Origin of the sequence: Parabacteroides leei (assembly GCF_023369805.1) — a bacterium.
Classification (GTDB): domain Bacteria; phylum Bacteroidota; class Bacteroidia; order Bacteroidales; family Tannerellaceae; genus Parabacteroides; species Parabacteroides leei.
Genome location: NZ_JAMBQG010000008.1, coordinates 205866 through 227395 on the forward strand (window position 1 = coordinate 205866; position 21530 = coordinate 227395).

Consider the following 21530-nt stretch of genomic DNA (forward strand, 5'->3'; position numbering starts at 1 on the left):
TCATATTTCTAAAGCTCCAATAAGTTCTCTCGCGGATTTAAATCCATGTCTGTCGAGATACTCATTCATACCGTCAATCACTTTTATCGATACGGTTGGATCAACAAAATTGTAAGTTCCGATCTGTATCGCCGTGGCCCCGGCCAACATAAATTCCACCGCATCCTTCCAGTTTGAAATACCTCCTAAACCGATGACGGGTATCTTTACCGCCTTGTATGTTTGCCATACCATCCGGAGGGCAACCGGCTTTACACAGGGACCGGACAGACCACCAGTTATTGTAGATAATATAGGTTTACGCTTCTCTGCATCAATAGCCATTCCAAGCATGGTATTGATAAGCGAAACAGAGTCTGCACCTTCGGCTTCGACTGCTTTTGCAATCTCAGTTATATCGGTTACATTAGGAGAAAGTTTTACAATAAGGGTCTTGGGATAAACCTTACGAACCGCCTTCACAACTTCGGCCGCACCGCAGGTCGTTACGCCAAAAGCCATACCGCCTTGCTTCACATTCGGGCATGAAATATTGAGTTCGATAGCCGGAATTTTATCCAGTCCTGCTATCTTTTCTGCACATTCCACGTATGTTTCGACAGACGATCCACTTACATTTACGATCATATTTGTGTCAATATCCTTAATTGAAGGATAAATGTGATCCACGAAATATTGGGCTCCTTTGTTTTGCAGACCTACTGCATTCAACATCCCGGAAGGTGTTTCCGCCATACGGGGATACAGATTTCCTTCGCGTGGTTGGATGGTTGTTCCCTTTACAAAAATACCACCCAGTCTTGAAATATCCATAAAGTCTGAATATTCGACTCCGTATCCAAATGTACCCGAAGCAGTCATTACCGGGTTTTTCAACTGCAAATTACCTATGTTTACATTTAACTCTGCCATGTCAATTTCTCTATATTAAATACAGGACCTTCAGTACAAACACATACATGACCTTCTTTTGTATTCTCCACACAGCATAGGCAAGCACCTATACCACAGGCCATTGTATTTTCAAGCGAGGCTTCGCATGTGATCGATTCAGTAGCGGCATATCTGGCAACAGCTACCATCATCGGCTTCGGTCCACATGTGTAAATTCTATCAAAATGAATGTTTTTCAATACGGAATGGTTTGTTACATAGCCTTTTTCACCGAGAGAACCGTCTTCGGTAGTTATGTGAACAGTTCCTATCTTCGTAAACTCATCCAGTTGTAATACATCATCCTTAGAGCGTGCTCCTAACAGGAATACAGGTTCAAAACCGGCATTCTTTAAGGCTGATCCCAAACATAGCATCGGAGCAGTACCAACACCACCACCAATCAACAGAAACTTCTGATTTTTACTTTCACCGGTAGGAATTGTAAAACTGTTACCCAACGGCAACATAATATTAACAATATCTCCCGGACGGTATTCTGCCATACGACGTGTTCCATCGCCAACCAACTGGATAAGCAACCACAATTCATTGGTTGTTCTATCTATAAAGTTAATTGAAATAGGTCGGCGAAGAAATGTTGTAGGAGAGTTATCCACCAGCACCTGAACGAACTGACCGGGAAGCATTTCCGGCAAAGTATCGTCGCTGGTTAATTTTAGCAGGCAATAATTTTTATGAAGGCGGTTGTTTTCAGTAACCTTCATATCTAACATGTACTTCTTCATATAATATGATTACTCAATTTCTATACAAAGATACATGAATAAGATGTATATAGCAATGCTGACCTAGTCTTTCTTGTTTTTTTCAGGAGTAAAAGTCTCAAATGTATTATCTGAATAGAATATCATTATTTTACTCACATTTCTGGATGGTTGTTCAGGAAGCACAATTTGTTCTATTACAGGCTGTTTAGGCATATTTACAGGTGTCTCAACCCTAATTTCCTTGCGATATTCCGGAGAATCCGATAGAATGGACGGTTTTATCGTCGTATTTGTAAACAAATCGGGCTCAGTTAACACATGTTCGCGCATCATATTGCCTTTGCCGAATAAAAGCCAGTCGGAATCTACATACGTAAACCGTTCCAGAATTTTTACCAGCACATCCAGGCTGGGATTATTTCTACCGGATATAATATGTGACATAGCTGATCGCTGGATACCGATTGCTTCGGCAAATTTGGAAGGAGTTAGTCCTTCATGTTCCATTACTGCTAAAATACGATCTTTCATAATCAAAATATGGATTATATATCAAAAATAGCTGCCAATATGACTGTTTACAAAAATTCAATACAGAATTAAACCATGACACAAATATAACATATTATTTCCAATTGTGCAATTTATATTTATAATCACGAACAGGTAGAATTGTAACTGTAGATAAACATTTGTATCTGATACGTTTGTAAACCTATACAAAATGGCACAAAACAAGGTTAAAGTAGTGTTAATGAATTTATATAATAAATACCTGTTATACAATTGGTTATCACATCATTTATTGTAAAATAAAGAAGCTATTTCACATTTATATACGGAATCATTGACAAGAATTAATGTATACAATTAATATACTGGGGTAATGAGCTGGTTTTTGATATATTATCATATATATTTACTGTAACAGTATTTAAACCTATTTTTATTGATTTATATTAGTAATGTATACTGAAACATTTGTACCATCACGCTATGTGACACAAAAGTAATTATTAAAAGTGTTTAAATGTATACACATCCCTTTGATTACAAATGTACCACCTTAGATATTGTACACATTTATAAATTAGTATCTTTTACTTAGAGGACCCCGCTGTCAATATGTCTTGTTTTTTGTTACAACTCTTTCTCTACGTGATATGCTTTTGTATCCTACACCCTAAAAGCTTATTTTTTCGTGATATTTGTAAACAACTATACGAGAAGATATAAATATTAAATTCTCAAAGGGGTAAAACACAGGTGAAATCATTGAAAAACAAGAAAGGCACCCTGCTTTTTTATGTTCGAAAATCTGACTGTTCTAGAAAAATAAGGACAAAAAGCCGTTGTTAGGACTTGTTACGGCCAGAAAAGAAAAAACTGCACATGGCGAATTCTGAAGTTATCGCCATGTGCAGTTTACACTACTGATTCTATTTTTAATGAAGTATTTTATATAATAATTCTTTGAGTAAATCAGCATCCGAAACAGAAGAATTGTCTACTCCTTTTGATCTGGCATCGGTTGTTCGAATGTCGCTGATCAAATTAAAAACTTTCATGGCCGGATAATTTCTTAATCCAGTCATATAATCCTTCACCTGAAAAGTTCCCCTTAAACCTAAAGCCGTCATTAAACCAGCTTCCGATCTGTCCTTTGTATAATAACAGATCAACAGGTTTGAGAAATAATTAAAAATTACAGGAAGGGTCATCTGTATCGGATTACTTTTCGGATTCTTTTCGAAATACTGAACAATCCGGTTTGCTTTTAATATGTCCTTTACTGCAATCGCTTTTATTAACTCGAAGTTATTGTATTCTTTACTTATTCCAATATTTTGTTCGATCAACTCCGGAGTGACGCGTTTTGAGGCCTTTTCAGGCAAGATCAGTGCCAGCTTGTCCAATTCCTTACTTAGGCGGCTTAAATCGTTACCAAGGAAGTCGGAAAGCATTTGAGCAGCCTTTGGATCAATCCCGATGGAATGCTGTTGCATAAACGAAACGATAAACGCCGGCATTTTATAATCCGGTATTTTTTTCGATTCAAACAAAACGCCTGTTTTTTCAGTCGCTGCAGCCAGTGACTTTCTTCTGTCCAGGTTCTTATATTTGTAATTAACAACCAGTACCGTCGAATTAAGTGGATTTTTGACATAGTTGGTAAGCAATTCTATGTCGCGGACCAGTTGTGCTTCACGTACGACTACCAACTGATATTCCGACATCATCGGAAACCGACGGGCTGCATTTATAATCATAGCCGCATCCGTATCGGCCCCATACATTACCATTTGATTGAAATCCCGCTCAGATTCACCCAACACATTTTCTATGAGCAGATCTGTTATCCTGTCCATAAAAAAAGGTTCTTCGCCCATTAATATATAAACGGGCTGAAACTTTTTAGCAACGATATCCCGGCATATTTCCTCAAACGTATTTTCTTTTTTTGCCATAATAAAGCATTAAATATTACCAACTGAACCGAATATGACGGACTGTTTTTTTATCATCTATAATTTGATGAAGGGCTTCTATCCCTAATTTTACATGTTCCGGAGCAAAATTGCGGGTAACTGCCCGGTCGCTTGCCTCTGTTTTAACCCCATCTTCTTCTAAAGGTTTATCTGATATCATCAATAAAGCCCCCGTTGGAATTTTATTGGCAAAGCCTGCCGTAAGCAAGGTTGCTGTTTCCATATCGATACCGGTGGCATGCGTACGCTTCAGATATTCCTTGAATGAAGTGTCGTATTCCCAAACACGGCGGTTTGTTGTATAAATCGTACCGGTCCAATAATCTTTTCCCTGGTCGCGAACAGCAGAGGAAATAGCACGCAACATTGAAAATGCAGGAAGCGACGGAACTTCTGCCGGCAGATATTCGTTGGAAGTTCCTTCACCACGGATTGCAGCGATCGGCAAAACATAATCACCCAGATTATTGGCTTTCTTTAGTCCACCGCATTTACCGAGAAACAGAACCGCAGTTGGACTAACAGCCGACAACAAATCCATGATCGTTGCCGCATTTGCACTTCCCATTCCAAAGTTAATAATGGTAATGCCTTCGGCCGAAGCATTCGGCATAGAGCTTTTCAACCCAAGTATCGGGACATTAAAATTTTCAGCAAATAGCTCGACATATTTGGTAAAGTTTGTGAGTAAGATATACTTATCAAAATCTTCCAGCCTACGCTCGGTATAACGAGGTAGCCAATTTTCAACGATTTCTTGTTTTGTTTTCATAAATCATTACCTTTGAGGGTAGAATTATAGTGTATAATATAAACGACAAATATAATAAATGCTATCATTAAACCTGCCAACATTCGCAGCGAAAGTAAAGGAAAAAGACGGGAAACCTGTTATATTCGATCCTGTACGCCGCAAATATGTAGCTCTGACGCCCGAAGAATGGGTGCGTCAGCATTTTGTCAATTATCTGATAACAGACAAAGGATATCCGAAAGAACTTCTGGCGAATGAAGTTCCCCTGAAACTGAATGGAACATCCAAGCGATGTGATACAGTTGCATATAACCGTTTTTTAGCTCCTTTAATGATTGTGGAGTATAAAGCCCCCACCATAGAGATAACGAAGGCTGTTTTCGACCAAATAGTACGTTATAACATGGTATTGCGCGTACGTTACCTGACAGTCAGTAATGGCATCAACCATTTTTGCTGCAAAATCGATTATGAAAACCTTACTTATTCTTTTTTGGATGGGCTTCCCGAATATGGGATTCTGGAAGTCTGAAAATTGAAAGGAAAAGGCAATAACATCATTCTTATTTACCTGAAAAGGGTACAGATAAACAAGTATTTAGTTTCTTCCACAAAGCCTCTCCCCTTATCCTTCAGCATATCTCTGTCGGATAAGGGTTCATCCCCCCAATCGGTACCTGGAATTTTTTATCAGATATTTGCTACGTGATGTATGAGGAATAATGATCATTTTATCCCCTGCAAAACTGTCCTGCTTCCCCGCAAAAACAGAATCAGAAATAACCGGAATAATACAAATCACATTATTAATTCGAGGTAGTCGGTTTATCTTACCGGCCAATACCGGCAAACACAAAAAAAACAATACTCCAAGGAGCATAGCTATCCAAAAATCAGAAGTATATATGGTGATAAAAGAATGTAACATTTCCGTATATTAAGAATTATACGGAACAAACATAGCAATATTTATTTAAAAAACAAACTTTTGTCGAATAAATATTGCTATTATGAGTAGTTTTCTTAAAAAAGGTCTATAACGCGTATGCTGTTCTGTCGCGATATATTTCAATAGAGTCAATTCGCTGTGTATCTGTTTTTTGAATATACACGGAATTGTCAACACCATGGATAGGCTGCTGAATCTCTTCTTTTTCATTGAAAAGAAGAGAATAACCTAGTATTACTGCGAAAAAAGATAGAATCAACAACTTCATAATCTTGCTCAATTTTATGTCTATATTAGCTAAGATGTAATAAGAACGGAAAATGCTGCATGATATTACAAAAAAAGGGAAGAAAATATTATTTCTTCCCTTTTTATTTATTGAGGCTTGTAAATACCTACTGTTTTATGCACCAAAATCATCGAAGTGTAACATTTCGCGAGGTACACCCAGGTTGTCAAGCATATTTTCTACCGCTTTCGACATCGGGCCCGGACCACACATGTAATATTCGATATCTTCCGGAGCTTCGTGATCCTTCAGATAAGTATCGTAAATTACTTGGTGAACAAAACCAGCTGTATACTTCACGCCTGCTGCATCAGCTGCTGGATCAGGACGGTCAAGTGCCAAATGGAATTTAAAGTTCGGGAATTCTTTTTCTATTTCCAGGAAGTCCTGCAGATAGAATACTTCATTCAATGCACGAGCACCATAGAAGTAAGACATCTTACGATCTGTAGTCTTCAATGTCTTAGTCATATGCATGATCTGAGCACGCAACGGAGCCATACCGGCACCACCGCCGACCCACATCATTTCTCTCTTAGAGTCGAAGATCGGATGGAAATCACCGTAAGGACCGCTCATTATTACCTTATCACCCGGTTTCAGGGTAAAGATATAAGAAGAAGCGATACCCGGCATGATATCCTGGAAGCCAGGACCCTGATCTTTCGGTTTGAAAGGAGGAGTTGCGATACGCACTGTCAACATGATACGGTCACCTTCTGCAGGATAGTTGGCCATTGAGTAAGCACGGATAGTCGGTTCAGTGTTCTGACATTTCAGACCGAACAAACCGAAGTTCTTCCATGCCGGCAGATAACCTTCACCGATCAGGTCTTTATCGATATCCTTGTCATAATCCATAGAATATGCAGGGATCTTGATCTGTGCATAAGAACCCGGAACGAAGTCCATGTGTTCACCCTTAGGCAGAGCAACAATAAACTCTTTGATAAAGGTAGCCACGTTCTTGTTGCTGATTACTTCGCATTCCCATTCTTTTACACCGAATACTTCATCAGGAACTTTGATCTTGATATCTTCTTTTATCTTGGTCTGGCAACCCAGTCTCCAATGATCTTTTATTTGTTTACGAGAGAAGAAACCAACTTCCGTAGGAAGAATGTTTCCGCCACCTTCCGGCACCTGACAACGGCACTGTCCACAGCTACCGCTACCACCACAAGCAGACGACAGGAAAATACCTTCACTCTGAAGCGTATTCAATACAGTTCCCCCGATGGGAACTTCGTATTCCTTTTCTCCGTTAACAACCATCCTCACATTGCCCGATGGTATTAATTTTGCTTTCGCAAATAAAAGCGAACCAACAAGGATCAGTGTAATCACAAGGAAAACAACAGCTCCGACTGCAATGGTAAGTCCGCCCGACATTAATATAATCATCTTTATTCTTGTTTAATGCGTTAATACTTAGATCTTAAGTCCTGAGAAGCACATAAATGCCATACCCATCAGACCGGTAATGATAAAGGTAATACCCAGACCTTTCAAAGGCTTCGGTATATCCGAATAAGCCAGTTTTTCACGGATAGCAGCCATACCAACGATAGCCAGCATCCAACCGATACCAGAACCTAAGCCGTATACAGTAGCAACTCCTACATTAGGAAATGCCTTTTGTTGCATAAACAGAGAACCACCCAGGATCGCACAGTTCACAGCGATAAGCGGCAAAAAGATACCCAGAGATGCATACAGTGCCGGAGCAAATTTTTCTACGATCATTTCAACCAACTGCGTAAATGAAGCAATGATGGCGATGAAGATGATCAGAGAAAGGAAACTCAGGTTTACTCCTGCATATTCAGCGCCTAACCAACTCATGGCGCCTTCTTTCAATATATAATTTTCGAGCATATAGTTGATCGGTAACGTACATACCAGGATGAACGTTACAGCCATACCCAATCCTAAAGCAGTCTTTACGTTCTTGGAAACAGCCAGGAAAGAACACATACCCAGATAGTATGCGAAAATCATGTTGTCTACGAAGATCGAGCGGACAAACGTGCTTAAATATTCTTCCATTCTATTATTCGTTTAATAGTTTGTATTAATTTTCTTGAAGCTCTTTGTTCTTAGAACGGTGAACCCATATAATCACGGCAATCACGATCAAAGCCATCGGAGGCAGAATCATCAAACCGTTGTTTACATAGCCGAAATCGTAGAATGCCTGCGGGATCACCTGGAATCCAAGTAATGTACCAGAACCCAATAATTCACGGAAGAAACCTACGATCACCAGAATCAAACCATATCCCAGACCATTACCGATACCGTCCAGGAAAGATTCCCATGGGCCGTTACCCAGGGCGAACGCCTCCAGACGTCCCATCAGGATACAGTTGGTAATGATCAGACCAACGAACACAGAAAGCTGCTTATTTACATCATAGGCAAATGCTTTCAATACTTCACTTACAATAGTTACCAATGCGGCAACAACCACCAACTGTACGATAATACGGATACGGTTAGGAATTGTATTACGCAGTAACGAAATAATCACGTTAGCAAAAGCCACAACAGCCGTTACGGAAATACCCATTACGATAGACGGCTCAAGCTTGGATGTTACAGCCAGTGCAGAGCAGATACCCAACATCTGTACGATGACAGGGTTGTTTGTGCTCAACGGGCCTAACAATACTTCTTTATTTTTACTTGACATTAATCCCATCTCTTACTGATTTTGTGAGGTTAAAAACTTAACATAACCGTTCAGGCTATTGAATAACATGTGATCTACCCCCTGGCTGGTAATTGTACCACCGGAAATACCGTCTACATAATCCTGACCGGCAACACTCTTACCCGGCTTAACAATCGCTACGGATTTGAATTCGCCGTTTACAAACAATTTCTTACCCTTAAATTCATTGCTGAAAGCAGGTTTGGCAATTTCAGCACCCAACCCCGGAGTTTCCCCCTGATGGCTGAAGTCTGTACCAAAAATTGTATTTTTGTCATTATCAACGGAAAGATATCCCCACAGAGGTCCCCACAAACCAGCACCTGACAAAGCCATGATGTATTTGTTTTGACCATCTACACTGGCTACGAATACCGGATGTTGTTCAGGTGTTGCAGTAAATGCGTCACCTTCTACCTTTTCTCCATTTTCATTCACAAGGAAAGATTCTTTGATCAATTCATTGTATTTTGCTTCAGCTTCATTGGCCGGAACAGATACGTTGATTGAACGCAGGATCTGTTGTCTCTTGTCGTTATCTTCATTCTTTTTCTGGAAACTTCTCAGCGACTGCGAAGTGAAAGCTAACACAACAGCAACCAGAAGAACCATTACAGAAGCGTATACTACGGTATATACATTACTATCTCTATTCATAATTCTACTTCTTATTATAATGTTACTTCACTGCTCTTTTCAAACGACGTGTGATGTTGCTTTCTACCACATAGTAGTCGATCAGCGGAGCAAATACATTCATTAACAGGATAGCAAGCATCATACCTTCAGGATAACCCGGGTTCAGTGCACGGATAATGATAGCCATCGCTCCCACTAAGAATCCATAAATATATTTACCTGTTTCAGTACGCGCTGATGTTACAGGGTCGGTTGCCATAAACACGGCGCCAAAAGCAAAACCACCCAGGAACAAATGATCGATCGGAGATACACACATTGCAACTGTAGTACCGATCATATTGAAGATAGCCGCCATCAATGCACCACCTACAAATACAGACAGCATTGTCTTCCAGCTTGCGATCTGAGTATACAGAAGGATAACAGCACCGATCAGGATAGCCAATACGGATGTTTCACCGATTGAACCCGGAATCAATCCCAAGAACATATCCCATGTAGACAGTGGGTTACCCAACACGTCAACAGTCTGGAATGAACCGATCATGTCTTTACCGGCAATAGAAACCTGCCCCAGCGGAGTAGCTCCGGAGAAACCGTCTACTACTGTTCCTGCACCCAGTCCGAATGTATCGGCTGTGCGAACGAATACCTGGTCGCCAGACATGGCAGCCGGATAAGCAAAGAACAGGAATGCACGTGTTACCAATGCAACGTTAAATACGTTATAACCTGTACCACCGAACACTTCCTTGGCAAAAACAACTGCAAAAGCAGTAGCTACAGCGATCATCCACAGTGGAGTATCGATAGGAACGATCATCGGGATCAATATACCGGAAACCAGGAAACCTTCCTGAATTTCTTCTTTTTTCACCTGGGCTACAGCAAATTCGATACCCAGACCTACTACGTACGAAACAATAATTTTAGGCAGTACAGCCAGGAAACCGAAGATGAATGTCATCAAAAATCCGGGATCAGCACCAACAGCCAGATTGTGTTGATAGCCGACATTGTACATACCAAAAAGCAAAGCAGGCAACAAAGCGATAATAACCACAGTCATTGTACGCTTAGAATCGATATAGTCGTGAATATGCACGCCTGATTTCGAAGTGGTGCTCGGAACAAATAAGAATGTTTCAACACCTTCGAATACAGAACGGAACATCGCCAGCTTTCCGCCTTCCTCAAAGTTAGGCTTAATCTTGTCGAGGTAATTCCTTAACGCTTTCAATGTATTCTAATTTTTTATGTTATTAATTCATTTCCTTGTATAACAGATCCAATCCCTGACGTACGATCTTCTGGATCTCGATCTTGGAAGTGTCAACAAATTCACAAAGTGCAAAATCTTCCGGGGCAACTTCATAGATACCCAGATTTTCCATTTTATCGATATCGAAAGCGATAATAGCTTTCAGCAGGTATTCGGGATAGATGCTCATCGGGAATACTTTTTCGTATTCGTTCGACATGATCATTGCGCGTTTACCTCCTTTGATACGTGCATCGATTACATATTCTTTGCTCTTAGGAGCCAACCAGGTAAAGAAAGAATGGCTTACACTGTATTTTCCGAATCCCGGAGTTGCCCAACCGAAGAAGTCATAAGTTTTGTCTCCTTCAGGGATTACCGTGATCTGATTATCGTAAGCACCCAGATATTCGTCTTTACGAACTTTCGTTCCGGTCAGCACATTTCCGCTGATGATACGAAGATCTTCCTTGCCCTCCAGGATCTTTCCTGCAACCAGACTGTCGATCGTACAACCGGAAATAGTTTTAACGTATCCTCTTTCTGTTGTTTCAGAACCTGTGATAGCAACCAAACGGCTGAAATCAGCTACACCTTTGTTGAACAGACGACCGATAACGATCACATCTGCAGGGTTTACCACCCAAACTACTTCGAGTTTGTTCACCGGTTTGATATGGTTGATCTGTACCCCTACATTACCTGCAGGATGCGGTCCTTCAAACTCTACAGTTTCAACTCCTTTCACATTTACGGAAGAACCTTTTCTGACGCCGACATACACTTTACCTTTGGTAAGTTTTGCCAGTGCATCCAACCCGGTCTGGAAATCAGCTTCCTGTCCTTTCAAAATGAAATCGAAATTCGGAGCCAACGGTGCAGAATAGAATGCTGACACGAAAATGTCACGCGGTTCATCTGTCGGCGTTGCTACGATATCGTACGGACGCTGTTTGATAAAAGGCCACATACCACCATTGAGCAGGGCTTCTTTTACCTCTTCACTTTTCAGTGAAGACACATTTTTCTTACCGAAATCCTCGTACTCGATCTGCGTGTCCGGCTTAACAACGATGCTAAGCACTTTACGCTTCTCTCCTCGGTTTACGGCAGTTACTTCACCGCTAACGGGTGAAACGAACTTGATCTCCGGGCGGTTCTTGTCTATCATCAATACAGAACCGGCTTTGACTTTTTCTCCTACTTTGGCAACAACTTTGGGGGTAATACCGTTATAATAATCGGGAACGATAGCATAACTGTCGCTTTTCCCGGTGTTTAACAGTACGTCCGAAGCTTTACCCTTCAGATTAATGTCTAAACCCTTTTTAATCTTAATCACATTTGCCATGATACAACTAAAATTGTTTATATGTAATTTTCCCGCAAAAGTACATAAATTTTTATGCTTTAAAGCAGGATTAAAGAAATAATTAGAGAAATAATTCCATAATTTTGTACCGTCAAAGAAAGAGACATGAAAATGAGAGTACATTGTTTATTATTTTTGTTGTTTTGTGCCGCTGTAATGCAGGCCAATGCTCAGCAAACGTACTTTACCGACGTTAATAGCAAGCTGATAAAAACCCTTCAGGTGAAGGTGGCAGGAGAGTTTATTTCCGAGCCTTATATCGAGTTGAATGGCGACCAGCAGATCCAGATCAACTTCGATGCGTTGGAACAGGGTGGTGTCCGCTACTCCTATTCTATCATCCATTGTGATGCCAACTGGCAGAAGTCATTCCTCTCTCCCATTCAATATCTAAATGGTTTTCAGGGACTAACAATAGATGACTTCGCCAATTCCATGAACACGACAACGCAGTACACAAACTACAATCTGCTGTTGCCGAATGACGATGTGCAATTCAAAGTTTCGGGGAATTATGCCGTTCAGATCTACAACGAAGACATCCCTGACCAAATAGTCCTCACCGCTTGTTTTTCAGTTGTGGAACCGATGGTCGGCATTTCGGCTTCCGTGAGTGGAAATACGGACATCGATACGAACCAGACTCACCAGCAGGTTAGTTTCACGATCAATAATAAAAACTTTCCGATACCTTATCCGCAAACAGACCTGAAAATACATGTCTATCAAAACAACCGACGCGATAATGCCGTATCAGGGCTTCAACCGACGACTATTCTTGAAAATCAAATTGGCTATACAAACAACCGCAGTCTGATTTTCTCTGCCGGAAATGAATACCGCCGTATGGAATTCCTGAGTACAAAATATAACGGGATGCACATAGAAAGCATATCGTACCACAATCCCTATTATAATGTAGAGTTGATGACCGACCATAAACGATCCGGCCAAACTTATCAGTACGACCAGGATCAGGACGGTCGTTTCTTCATCCGTTGCAGTAGTTGCGACGATCCGGATACGGAAGCGGATTATTGCATAGTACATTTCGCCCTGGCTTGCGATCCTTTCCTCGATGGAAATGTTTACCTGAACGGAGAATTATTCCATAACGTACTGGATGAAAAGAGCAAAATGGGATATAATTTTGAAACCCATCAATATGAAAAGGCAGTACTGCTTAAACAGGGAAGCTACAATTATCAGTATCTTTATGTACCGAATGGCAGTACCGTGGGCGAAACCGGTCCTATTGAAGGAAACTATTACCAAACGGAAAACGAATATAATATTTATGTTTATTACCGTCCGATGGGGACTCAATATGACCGTTTAATCGGCGTAACGACGGTAAAAAATGCAATGCAGGTATTTTAAAGATATATGAAACAAACATCCCGATATTTCAATGAATAAATATCGGGATATTCTTTTTATGAAAGCCAATGTGATTATTTCTTCCTTATAATAACTACATCCTGAAAATCCAGCGGAGAAGCGCCATGAGACCAACTTCCCTGATGTATTGACTCGGCATATAAACCATTCTTTTCCAACAACGAATTCAGATATGATTCATCAAAAGCGATATTAGCCTCTTTTACCTTTTTATCCATCAAGCTATATCCGTCAAAGGAATGAAGAAACTTAAATTCAATCACATCTTCCTTCATTTGTTGTTTTATCTCCGGAGTTAACAAGAAGAATGTAGCTAAACATTTTCCATCTTGTTTCATTACCTTGGAAATCTGCCCCAGATAATTATCGACGTCATCCGGCATCATATGCGTAAAAACGGAAGTAAGCACGACACAATCAAATGTTTTCTGAGGATAAGGAAATTTAAAGTCCTTAGCCTTATCATCCGTACTTAAATTATAAAGGTCATTTTTTAAGTCTATGTATAAAAAATGGAAGTTGGGGAAACTAACCGTTATTTTCTTTTTGCACCAATCTATTCCTTTTTTTACAATGTCAAAACCATCATACTGCCCATCTGCATTCAGATAACGGGTTAAAGGAACAGCTAAACGTCCGATACCGCAACCCACATCCAGAATTTTGCCAGACGGTTTTAAATCGGCATACTTAATAACCAGATCGAGCAAATGATCCCCTTGCTTCTTAAAATCACCCGATCCGATAAAAATCATTCCACGCATAGGGGTCATTTTATCCCTTTTTCCCGTAAGGCCTTCATAAAAATCAATAGGGAGATAGAACAATCTTCTCACCACAAAACGTAAAGAGGGTGGAAAAGCATAATATAGCTTTCTTGCTATTTTCATAATATCGTCATTTTAATTTTTTTGTTACAATCATTCTTTAGTAAACGAAGAGTCGATACAAAATATTATATAGAGCAACCGAATATTTACCAGAATATCCAATGTGTCAAATTGCTATTTCTGCCTATATATAGATCGGCTGTACCGACCTAGAGACGCAACAGCCAGGTTTTATCAAATCCTTGTAAGGTTGTCACATATCAGGAAGATACATTATACAACCACATCACAACAAACCAATATCAGTATTCCATATATCACGTCCTTTTGTTACATAAAATAGATAATCATTCTATTTGTATCATTTTACTTCATACCTCTTCAAGAGATCATCTGGAGAATAAAACTGCTCAAAAACATACTATTTAAGCAAAACAACGCATCCAGACGCCAGTAAAGAAACAACTTTTAACATGTTTCCCGCTTTAAACAAAACGCCATTTCGTTTAAACGGGGAAAAAACTCGTTTTAAACGAACTGATAATTTCTTTAAAACAAGTTTGAAAAAAGGGTCTGTCGCGATATTTGTTAATTATTGTAACAATAAATCTTTTGGAAGCGTATTTCTAAAGCAACTCATAGATACTCCTCACCGCAAATATCCAGCATATTGACACCAAAACAAAGTAATCAACATTATTTTGATAAAACAACAACACCAATTTAGCAGAGCAACCGGCTTTTAGTACACTCATGGATATACACAATATCGCCCATCATTTCTTTATTCGGTAATAAAAAGATGAAATAAAAAAGTATCTTTGTAAGAATAAGAATCCTAAAACGCAATTATCATGAAAACAGTTTTTTTATCGACATTAGAAAATAGTTTCCAGGCTGGTCTTTTAAAGGATTTACTGATCAATGAAGGTATAGAGTCTTTCTTTAAGAACGAAAACATATCTAATGTATTGGGGAATATCTCCGGTTTTCAGCTAGAGATATATGTTTTTGAAAAGGATTATGAGAGGGCAAAAGAAATTCTGAAAGAAGCTCTTCCACAACTAGTGGGAGAATAAATGTACAATTTTATAATCCTGAATGAACAGACAATCCCTTTATTCTTCTATTATAGCGGCTTTCTCAATAGCAGTTTTACTGATTATTGTACAAGTTGTTCCAGCTAAGCCTTTGCTTTTATTAGAACGATTATTCCCTTTAGGCGGTTGGATACAAATTAATATAGCCATCATTTATGGAGCACTGCTTTGCTATAAAATGCAGGACAGGAAAGAACGCCCGAAATGGAGAACAAGAGCCTGGCTGCTTTTCTCGATAGTCTTTTTCGGACAGTTATTGTTAGGTATACTGGTTAATCCAGTATTCCTCATGACCGGAAAGTTACATTTGCCCGTTCCGGCAGTTATTCTTGCAGGACCATTATACAGGATGGAAGGATTATTTATGCCTATACTTTTTTTGAGTACATTATTGCTTTCCGGACCGGCATGGTGTAGTCAACTTTGTTATTTCGGGGCATTTGATGCCTGGAGTGCAAAAGGAAAGACGGATAAAAAACCTTTTCGTTATCATCGCCAGCTACGTTATAGTGTTTTGTTTCTGGTAATTGCAGGAGCAATTATTTTAAGATTGACCGGGGCTGAAGGTTGGATAGCGACACTTGCAGGAATTGCCGTAGGATTGATCGGACTACTAATTATGCTGTTGTTATCGCGACGATACAGGAAAATGATCCATTGCAGCAGCTATTGCCCTATCGGGACGTTAGTCTCATTTATGAAATACCTCTCTCCTTTCCGGGTAAAACTGAATAAAGATTGCACACATTGTATGGCCTGCTTAAAAGCCTGTAAATATGATGCTTTACATAAAGAAAATATAGAAAAGGGGAAAATCGGTTATACCTGTACGTATTGCGGCGACTGCCTTTCTACCTGTAAACACGGCGGATTGGAGTATCGCTTTTTAAGACTGCGTCCGACCACAGCCGAACGCCTTTGGATCATTATTACAGTCGTTTTACATACCTGTTTCCTGATGATTGCACGCATCTGAAAGAGATACAGGGCGTCCCATCAAATAAGTTGCCGCTATATTACGGTCGTCGCCCAGTGTTTGAAGCCCAAACAGTTTATTTTCAAGAGTCCATTTCCCATTACGTTGAAGATATTCTTTCCGTATTTGCTGAGAAGATGTTGCCGTACAATCCACTACAATAAAATCGGCTTCACGGCCAGGTTCAAAGCTACCTATTTTATCATCCAGCATCAAAGCTTTAGCCGTGCCACGTGTACATTTATATAAAGATTCGAATACAGACATCGAATAACCGTTCAACTGTTGTATCTTATAAGATTCTGCCATTGTTTTCCAAAGAGAAAAAGATGTTCCCCCACCCACGTCTGTGGCAAGCGTTGTTTGTATGTTTATACGATTAGCCTGCTGCATATTAAATAAACCACTTCCAAGAAACAGATTAGATGTCGGACAATGAGCTATGATAGCTCCGGCTTCAGCCATTCGTCGGCATTCGGAGTCGGAAAGATGAATGCAATGTCCGAATACAGAACGATCCGTCACCAATCCTGCACGTTCGTAAACTTCCAGATAATCCTGACATTCAGGTGATAAAGAAAGAGTAGAGTCTATTTCTCCCTTGTTTTCCGAAAGATGTGTTTGAATATAAGTATCAGGATATTCTTCGTGTAAACGGGCGGCAGTGATCAATTGACCATGTGTAGATGTTATTGAAAACCTGGGAGTAATGACATAAAGATTACGCCCTTTCTTATGCCAGGATTCGATAAGTGCACGGCTATCTGTATAACCACTCTCCTTCGTATCTGTTAATGCCTGAGGGGCATTACGGTCCATCATAACTTTTCCGGTAAGCATCCTCATATTATATTCTGAAGCAACAGAAAAGAGCGCATCTACCGAGGTTTTATGAACTGTTGCATAAGCCATACAGCAGGTCGTTCCATTCCTAAATAGTTCGTTAACGAAAAGCCTGGCAACTCTTTCTGCATGCTCTTGTGATGCAAATGCTTCTTCTGTAGGATATGTATATTGGTTCAGCCAGTCAAGTAACTGTTTTCCATACATACCGATCATTTCCGACTGAGGATAATGGATATGCGAATCGATCAATCCGGGCATCAGTAATTTCCCTGAATAATCTGTCAGATATGCGTTATTATATTTATCTTTGAGCCTATCATATGGCCCCGCTTCCATCACTTTTCCTTCCGATACAACCAAGGCTCCGTCCGGATAATAACAATAAAAATCTTCTGTTTTCAGAGGCGAGTCTTTAAAATAAAAGACTTCTCCTTTAAATATCTGTATTGAATCGTTCATTTGTAAAAAGGTGGTGATAGTCCAGGAGTTTCGTTTGAAAACAAAACTCCTGACTATATATTACATGTTAACTTGTAAAGCTGCTGAAACTTCATCTGCGATTTCTTCGTCGCGGAGAGATTTCAGAATGGCTAACCCAAACTCAAAAACAAATCCCGGACCTTTACAGGTTATGATGTTACCATCCTGTTCTACACCGGTATAGGTTGCTGTTGCTCCTATCATGGTAGGTTCGAAATTAGGAAAACAAGTCGCTCTACGGCCTTTTAACAGGCCTAAGCCACCTAAAACCATAGGTCCGGCACAAATAGCAGCCAATATTACGTCTTCCTGATATTTTTTCAGGATAAGTTCCTTCAGGCGTGTACAGGTATTCAGGTGATTACTACCGGGAATACCTCCGGGTAAGATCAAAGCATCCACTGCACTGAAATCTGCTTCTTCAAAAACAAAATCAGCTACGACAGGAATGTTATGTGCCCCCATTACCTTCAATTCTCCCATAATAGAGACAGTTGATACCCTGATACCTCCTCTGCGTAATATATCGACAGTACCTAGTGCTTCTATTTCTTCAAATCCTGTTGCCAGGAATACAAATGCTTGTTTCATATCTTCTCTTTGTTTTTATTTAGGTAATATTTGATTTTATATTTCAATAAAGGTATGTCAACCGGTTTGACCAGGTAATCATCGAATTGACAGTCTTTAGCCTTCTCTTTTTCCTTATCGAATGCAAATGCAGAAAGAGCCAGAATTGGGACATCCGGAGAAAGTCTCCGGATATCGCAGGTTGCAGCAAACCCATCCATTATAGGCATCTTTAAATCCATCAGGATTAAATCGGGTTTATAAATCTTAAACCTCTGTACTGCTACTTCCCCATTCTCCGCATAGATCAGACGATACTGCTGCTTCAGTACAGCCTGTAGCAAAAGGTAATTTTCCAGTACATCTTCTGCAACAAGAATAGTAAACTGCCCCGGCAAAGCGTCAGGAATGATCTCTGTCGGTACCTTATCGTCTTTTTCGTTTAGTGCAGGAGCCGCTGAATCGGCTATAGGCAAAGTGAACCAGAAAGTAGAGCCTTTTCCTAATTCCGACCTGAGCCCTATTTCTCCACCCAGTTTTTCAATGATCATTTTACAAATGGATAAACCTAAGCCTGTCCCCTGTCTGAAATCATCCAGTTTTACAAACCGGTCAAAGACAGAAGCTTGCTTCTCTTTGGCAATTCCGATCCCAGTATCGGTAACAGAAACACGAACAAACTCTCCTTCAACTTCGTATGACAAAGAGACAAAACCCTGATAAGTACATTTTATTGCATTGGAGAGAAGATTGAGCAATACCTGTTCAACACGCTGTGTATCTGTCTGTATTCTAACAGAAGGCAACAAATCTCCATGAAACAATAAAGCGACATCCGATGTCATTTTCAGGGATTGTGAAACATATACTTCATGACAGATATCTTTCAAATCTACCCATGAAATATTATAGTTCAATGTTCCTGATTCTATTTTTGCAAAATCAAGGATATCATTAATCAGCTGGAGCAACAAATCACTATTATTATTGATTATTGTAAGAAATTCTTGCTGCTCACTTGCATTATCCGTTTCTGTAATTAATCTGGAGAAACCGACAATTGCATTCAGAGGCGTCCGTATTTCGTGACTCATATTAGCAATAAAGGCATTCTTCATCTTATCAGCCTCTTGCGCTTTAATCAGGTCCAGTTCGTTTTGACGTTGTTCAGTAATATCCCAAAGCATAGCCAACAATAAAGGGGAAGCTCCCGGGTCCGGATTCGTAATTAAAAGGCGAACCATATTTACAACACGGATCTCACCATTAGGTTTCTCATATTCGATCATCGACTTATCCGATCTTCCATGATTTATGGTAGAATAATCTTCCGTACGAATTTCATGGGCTCTTCGCGGATCGGAGAAAATATCAAAATCTGTTTTCCCGATCACCTCAGAGGCATTCACCCCCATAAAGTCTTCTGCCGCCTGGTTAAAATAGATATATTTGAAGCTATCAAAAACGTCTTTTACTGAAATTGCCACAAAAATATTAGAGAGAATGGTATTCATTAATATGTTCAGAAAGTTTATTTTCCGCTGATTCAGAAGATTTTCGTTCATTTTCTCTATTTCAGCATCTTTCAAAGCATATTGGGCAATATCTGTCTCCAAGACTCTTATTCGATTTATCAACTCTTCCCTGGAAAGGTTTTCGTATGTATCCATATAATATAATTCAAGGTTTGTATAAGATTCACACCAGTGTGTATCCTGATGGCAAATGTAATTATAATTTCTAATGAACGTTGATAAATAAGCATTTAAATAACCGGTTTTTATAATTTTGATATAAAATGCAGCTATAATCCAAAATAAAAGATACATTTGCAGTCTAATTTCATGAATTAAACACAATATAATACGAAAAAGCTATGATGTATTGGCAGAAAGATATTGAGACTATGAGTCGTGAAGAACTGAATAAATTCCAGTTGGAGCGATTAAAAAAGACAATAGAATTAGCCGGACACTCCCCATTCTACAGCAAAGTACTAAAAGATAACGGTATAACAGCCGACAGTATACAATCATTGGATGATTTGCAGAAAATCCCATTTACGACAAAAGACGATTTACGCAGTAATTATCCATTTGGCATGGCCTCTATTCCTATTAAGGATTGCGTGCGGGTTCACTCTTCCAGTGGGACAACCGGTAATCCGACAGTTGTATTACATTCAGCAAAAGACCTGGAACAATGGGCCAATCAAGTAGCCCGTTGTATGTATATGGTCGGTTTACGTGACACCGATGTATTCCAGAATACATCAGGTTATGGCATGTTTACCGGTGGTTTGGGTTTCCAGTACGGGGCAGAAAAGCTAGGAGCCTTAACAGTTCCGGCAGCTGCCGGGAATACCAAACGCCAGATCAAGTTTATTACAGACTTTGGAACAACCTGCCTGCATATCATCCCGAGTTATGCAACCCGTTTGGCAGAAGTGATGTATGAAATAGGAATAGATCCGCGAAAAGATACTAAATTGCATACGGTTTGTATCGGGGCCGAACCTCATTCGGAAGAACAACGTAAACGTATCGAGCAGTTACTGGGAGTAAAAGCTTACAACTGTTTCGGTATGTCGGAAATGAATGGGCCCGGCGTAGCCTTTGAATGTACGGAACAAAACGGTCTGCATATCTGGGAAGATTATACGATTGTAGAGATAGTTGATCCGCAAACATTACAACCTGTTCCGGATGGAGAGATCGGTGAATTGGTCCTGACTACTATTAACCGGGAAGCTATGCCGCTTCTACGTTATCGTACCCGCGACTTGACCTGCATTATTCCTGGCGAATGCCCTTGTGGGAGAACTCATAAACGTCTTGCTCGCTTCAAAGGTCGTAGCGACGATATGATTATCCTGAAAGGTGTGAACCTGTTCCCCATCCAGATCGAAAAGATTTTGATGCAGTTCAAAGAATTAGGCAGCAATTATCTGATCACTATCGAGACGGTAAACAATAGTGATGAAATGTTGATCGAGGTAGAATTAAGTGATCTGTTTACAGACGATTACAGCGTACTGCAACGTCTGGCTAAAGATATCACAAGACAATTGAAAGACGAGTTATTGCTTACTCCCCGCTTAAAACTGGTAGCCAAAGGTTCACTGCCTGTGCAGGAAGGTAAAGCTGTAAGAGTAAAAGACTTACGTAGATTTTCTTAAATGATTGTTCAAT

The 21530-nt window shown here is 39.8% G+C and carries 20 protein-coding genes; 5 read left to right on the forward strand and 15 right to left on the reverse strand.

The window, feature by feature from the left end; all coding sequences use genetic code 11:
* The 5 genes from M1P97_RS13645 to M1P97_RS13665 form a co-directional block, all read right to left on the reverse strand.
* On the reverse strand, window positions 1-912 hold the full coding sequence (locus M1P97_RS13645; RefSeq protein ID WP_195371322.1) for a dihydroorotate dehydrogenase: 912 nt from the start codon (window positions 910-912) through the stop codon (window positions 1-3).
* On the reverse strand, window positions 900-1682 hold the full coding sequence (locus M1P97_RS13650) for a dihydroorotate dehydrogenase electron transfer subunit (RefSeq protein WP_249389370.1): 783 nt from the start codon (window positions 1680-1682) through the stop codon (window positions 900-902). Before M1P97_RS13650 ends, M1P97_RS13645 begins: the two co-directional genes overlap by 13 nt.
* Before the next feature lie 63 nt (window positions 1683-1745).
* A complete protein-coding gene (locus tag M1P97_RS13655; RefSeq protein ID WP_195371326.1) occupies window positions 1746-2195 on the reverse strand; it encodes a helix-turn-helix domain-containing protein in 450 nt (149 codons plus the stop codon).
* Window positions 2196-3109: 914 nt separating this feature from the next.
* Complete coding sequence (holA, locus tag M1P97_RS13660) at window positions 3110-4132, reverse strand: DNA polymerase III subunit delta (protein WP_195371328.1); 1023 nt, start codon at window positions 4130-4132, stop codon at window positions 3110-3112.
* A 16-nt stretch (window positions 4133-4148) separates the two neighbouring features.
* Window positions 4149-4925: an AMP nucleosidase gene (locus M1P97_RS13665; protein WP_195371330.1), complete on the reverse strand. Its 777-nt coding sequence runs from the start codon at window positions 4923-4925 to the stop codon at window positions 4149-4151.
* 58 nt (window positions 4926-4983) lie between these two features.
* Here M1P97_RS13665 and M1P97_RS13670 point away from each other — a divergent pair, with 58 nt between their 5' ends.
* Entirely contained in the window at window positions 4984-5439 is a 456-nt protein-coding gene (locus M1P97_RS13670) for a type I restriction enzyme HsdR N-terminal domain-containing protein (protein WP_195371332.1), read from the forward strand.
* A gap of 820 nt (window positions 5440-6259) precedes the next feature.
* Here M1P97_RS13670 and nqrF read toward each other — a convergent pair.
* From nqrF to M1P97_RS13700, 6 genes are read right to left on the reverse strand one after another with little or no spacing between them, the layout of a single operon-like run.
* Window positions 6260-7549 (reverse strand): NADH:ubiquinone reductase (Na(+)-transporting) subunit F, encoded by a 1290-nt coding sequence (gene nqrF / locus M1P97_RS13675; protein WP_394803914.1) that lies wholly within the window; start codon window positions 7547-7549, stop codon window positions 6260-6262.
* A 27-nt stretch (window positions 7550-7576) separates the two neighbouring features.
* Window positions 7577-8194 carry an NADH:ubiquinone reductase (Na(+)-transporting) subunit E gene (gene nqrE, locus M1P97_RS13680; RefSeq protein ID WP_122352772.1) on the reverse strand — a complete coding sequence of 206 codons (618 nt, stop codon included), beginning with the start codon at window positions 8192-8194 and terminating at the stop codon, window positions 7577-7579.
* Between the two features lie 25 nt (window positions 8195-8219).
* Window positions 8220-8849, reverse strand: coding sequence for an NADH:ubiquinone reductase (Na(+)-transporting) subunit D (locus M1P97_RS13685; protein ID WP_122352771.1), 630 nt, complete (start codon window positions 8847-8849; stop codon window positions 8220-8222).
* A 3-nt stretch (window positions 8850-8852) separates the two neighbouring features.
* Window positions 8853-9518: an NADH:ubiquinone reductase (Na(+)-transporting) subunit C gene (gene nqrC, locus M1P97_RS13690; RefSeq protein ID WP_195371334.1), complete on the reverse strand. Its 666-nt coding sequence runs from the start codon at window positions 9516-9518 to the stop codon at window positions 8853-8855.
* Between the two features lie 22 nt (window positions 9519-9540).
* Window positions 9541-10743: an NADH:ubiquinone reductase (Na(+)-transporting) subunit B gene (locus M1P97_RS13695; RefSeq protein WP_195371336.1), complete on the reverse strand. Its 1203-nt coding sequence runs from the start codon at window positions 10741-10743 to the stop codon at window positions 9541-9543.
* 22 nt (window positions 10744-10765) lie between these two features.
* Entirely contained in the window at window positions 10766-12115 is a 1350-nt protein-coding gene (locus tag M1P97_RS13700) for a Na(+)-translocating NADH-quinone reductase subunit A (RefSeq protein ID WP_195371338.1), read from the reverse strand.
* 132 nt (window positions 12116-12247) lie between these two features.
* Between M1P97_RS13700 and M1P97_RS13705 the strand changes: the two genes are divergently transcribed.
* Window positions 12248-13516, forward strand: coding sequence for a type IX secretion system plug protein (locus M1P97_RS13705; protein ID WP_249389371.1), 1269 nt, complete (start codon window positions 12248-12250; stop codon window positions 13514-13516).
* A 74-nt stretch (window positions 13517-13590) separates the two neighbouring features.
* Here the strand turns inward: M1P97_RS13705 and M1P97_RS13710 are convergent, their stop codons facing one another.
* Complete coding sequence (locus tag M1P97_RS13710; protein WP_249389372.1) at window positions 13591-14427, reverse strand: class I SAM-dependent methyltransferase; 837 nt, start codon at window positions 14425-14427, stop codon at window positions 13591-13593.
* 794 nt (window positions 14428-15221) lie between these two features.
* Here M1P97_RS13710 and M1P97_RS13715 point away from each other — a divergent pair.
* A complete protein-coding gene (locus tag M1P97_RS13715) occupies window positions 15222-15446 on the forward strand; it encodes a putative signal transducing protein (RefSeq protein WP_195371342.1) in 225 nt (74 codons plus the stop codon).
* 22 nt (window positions 15447-15468) lie between these two features.
* Window positions 15469-16443 (forward strand): 4Fe-4S binding protein, encoded by a 975-nt coding sequence (locus tag M1P97_RS13720; protein WP_195371344.1) that lies wholly within the window; start codon window positions 15469-15471, stop codon window positions 16441-16443.
* Here M1P97_RS13720 and guaD read toward each other — a convergent pair.
* Genes guaD through M1P97_RS13735 form a run of 3 tightly spaced genes read right to left on the reverse strand, consistent with a single transcriptional unit; the run spans window position 16408 to window position 20009 of the window.
* Window positions 16408-17748, reverse strand: a complete 1341-nt coding sequence (gene guaD, locus M1P97_RS13725; protein ID WP_249389373.1) for a guanine deaminase — start codon at window positions 17746-17748, stop codon at window positions 16408-16410. The two genes, M1P97_RS13720 and guaD, sit on opposite strands and share 36 nt — an antisense overlap.
* Before the next feature lie 60 nt (window positions 17749-17808).
* Window positions 17809-18360 (reverse strand): DJ-1 family glyoxalase III, encoded by a 552-nt coding sequence (locus M1P97_RS13730; RefSeq protein ID WP_249389374.1) that lies wholly within the window; start codon window positions 18358-18360, stop codon window positions 17809-17811.
* Entirely contained in the window at window positions 18357-20009 is a 1653-nt protein-coding gene (locus M1P97_RS13735) for a hybrid sensor histidine kinase/response regulator (RefSeq protein ID WP_249389375.1), read from the reverse strand. The genes M1P97_RS13730 and M1P97_RS13735 overlap by 4 nt, the downstream gene beginning before the upstream one ends.
* Window positions 20010-20215: 206 nt before the next feature.
* Here M1P97_RS13735 and M1P97_RS13740 point away from each other — a divergent pair, with 206 nt between their 5' ends.
* Window positions 20216-21517 (forward strand): phenylacetate--CoA ligase family protein, encoded by a 1302-nt coding sequence (locus M1P97_RS13740; RefSeq protein ID WP_195371351.1) that lies wholly within the window; start codon window positions 20216-20218, stop codon window positions 21515-21517.
* Window positions 21518-21530: the final 13 nt, after the last annotated feature.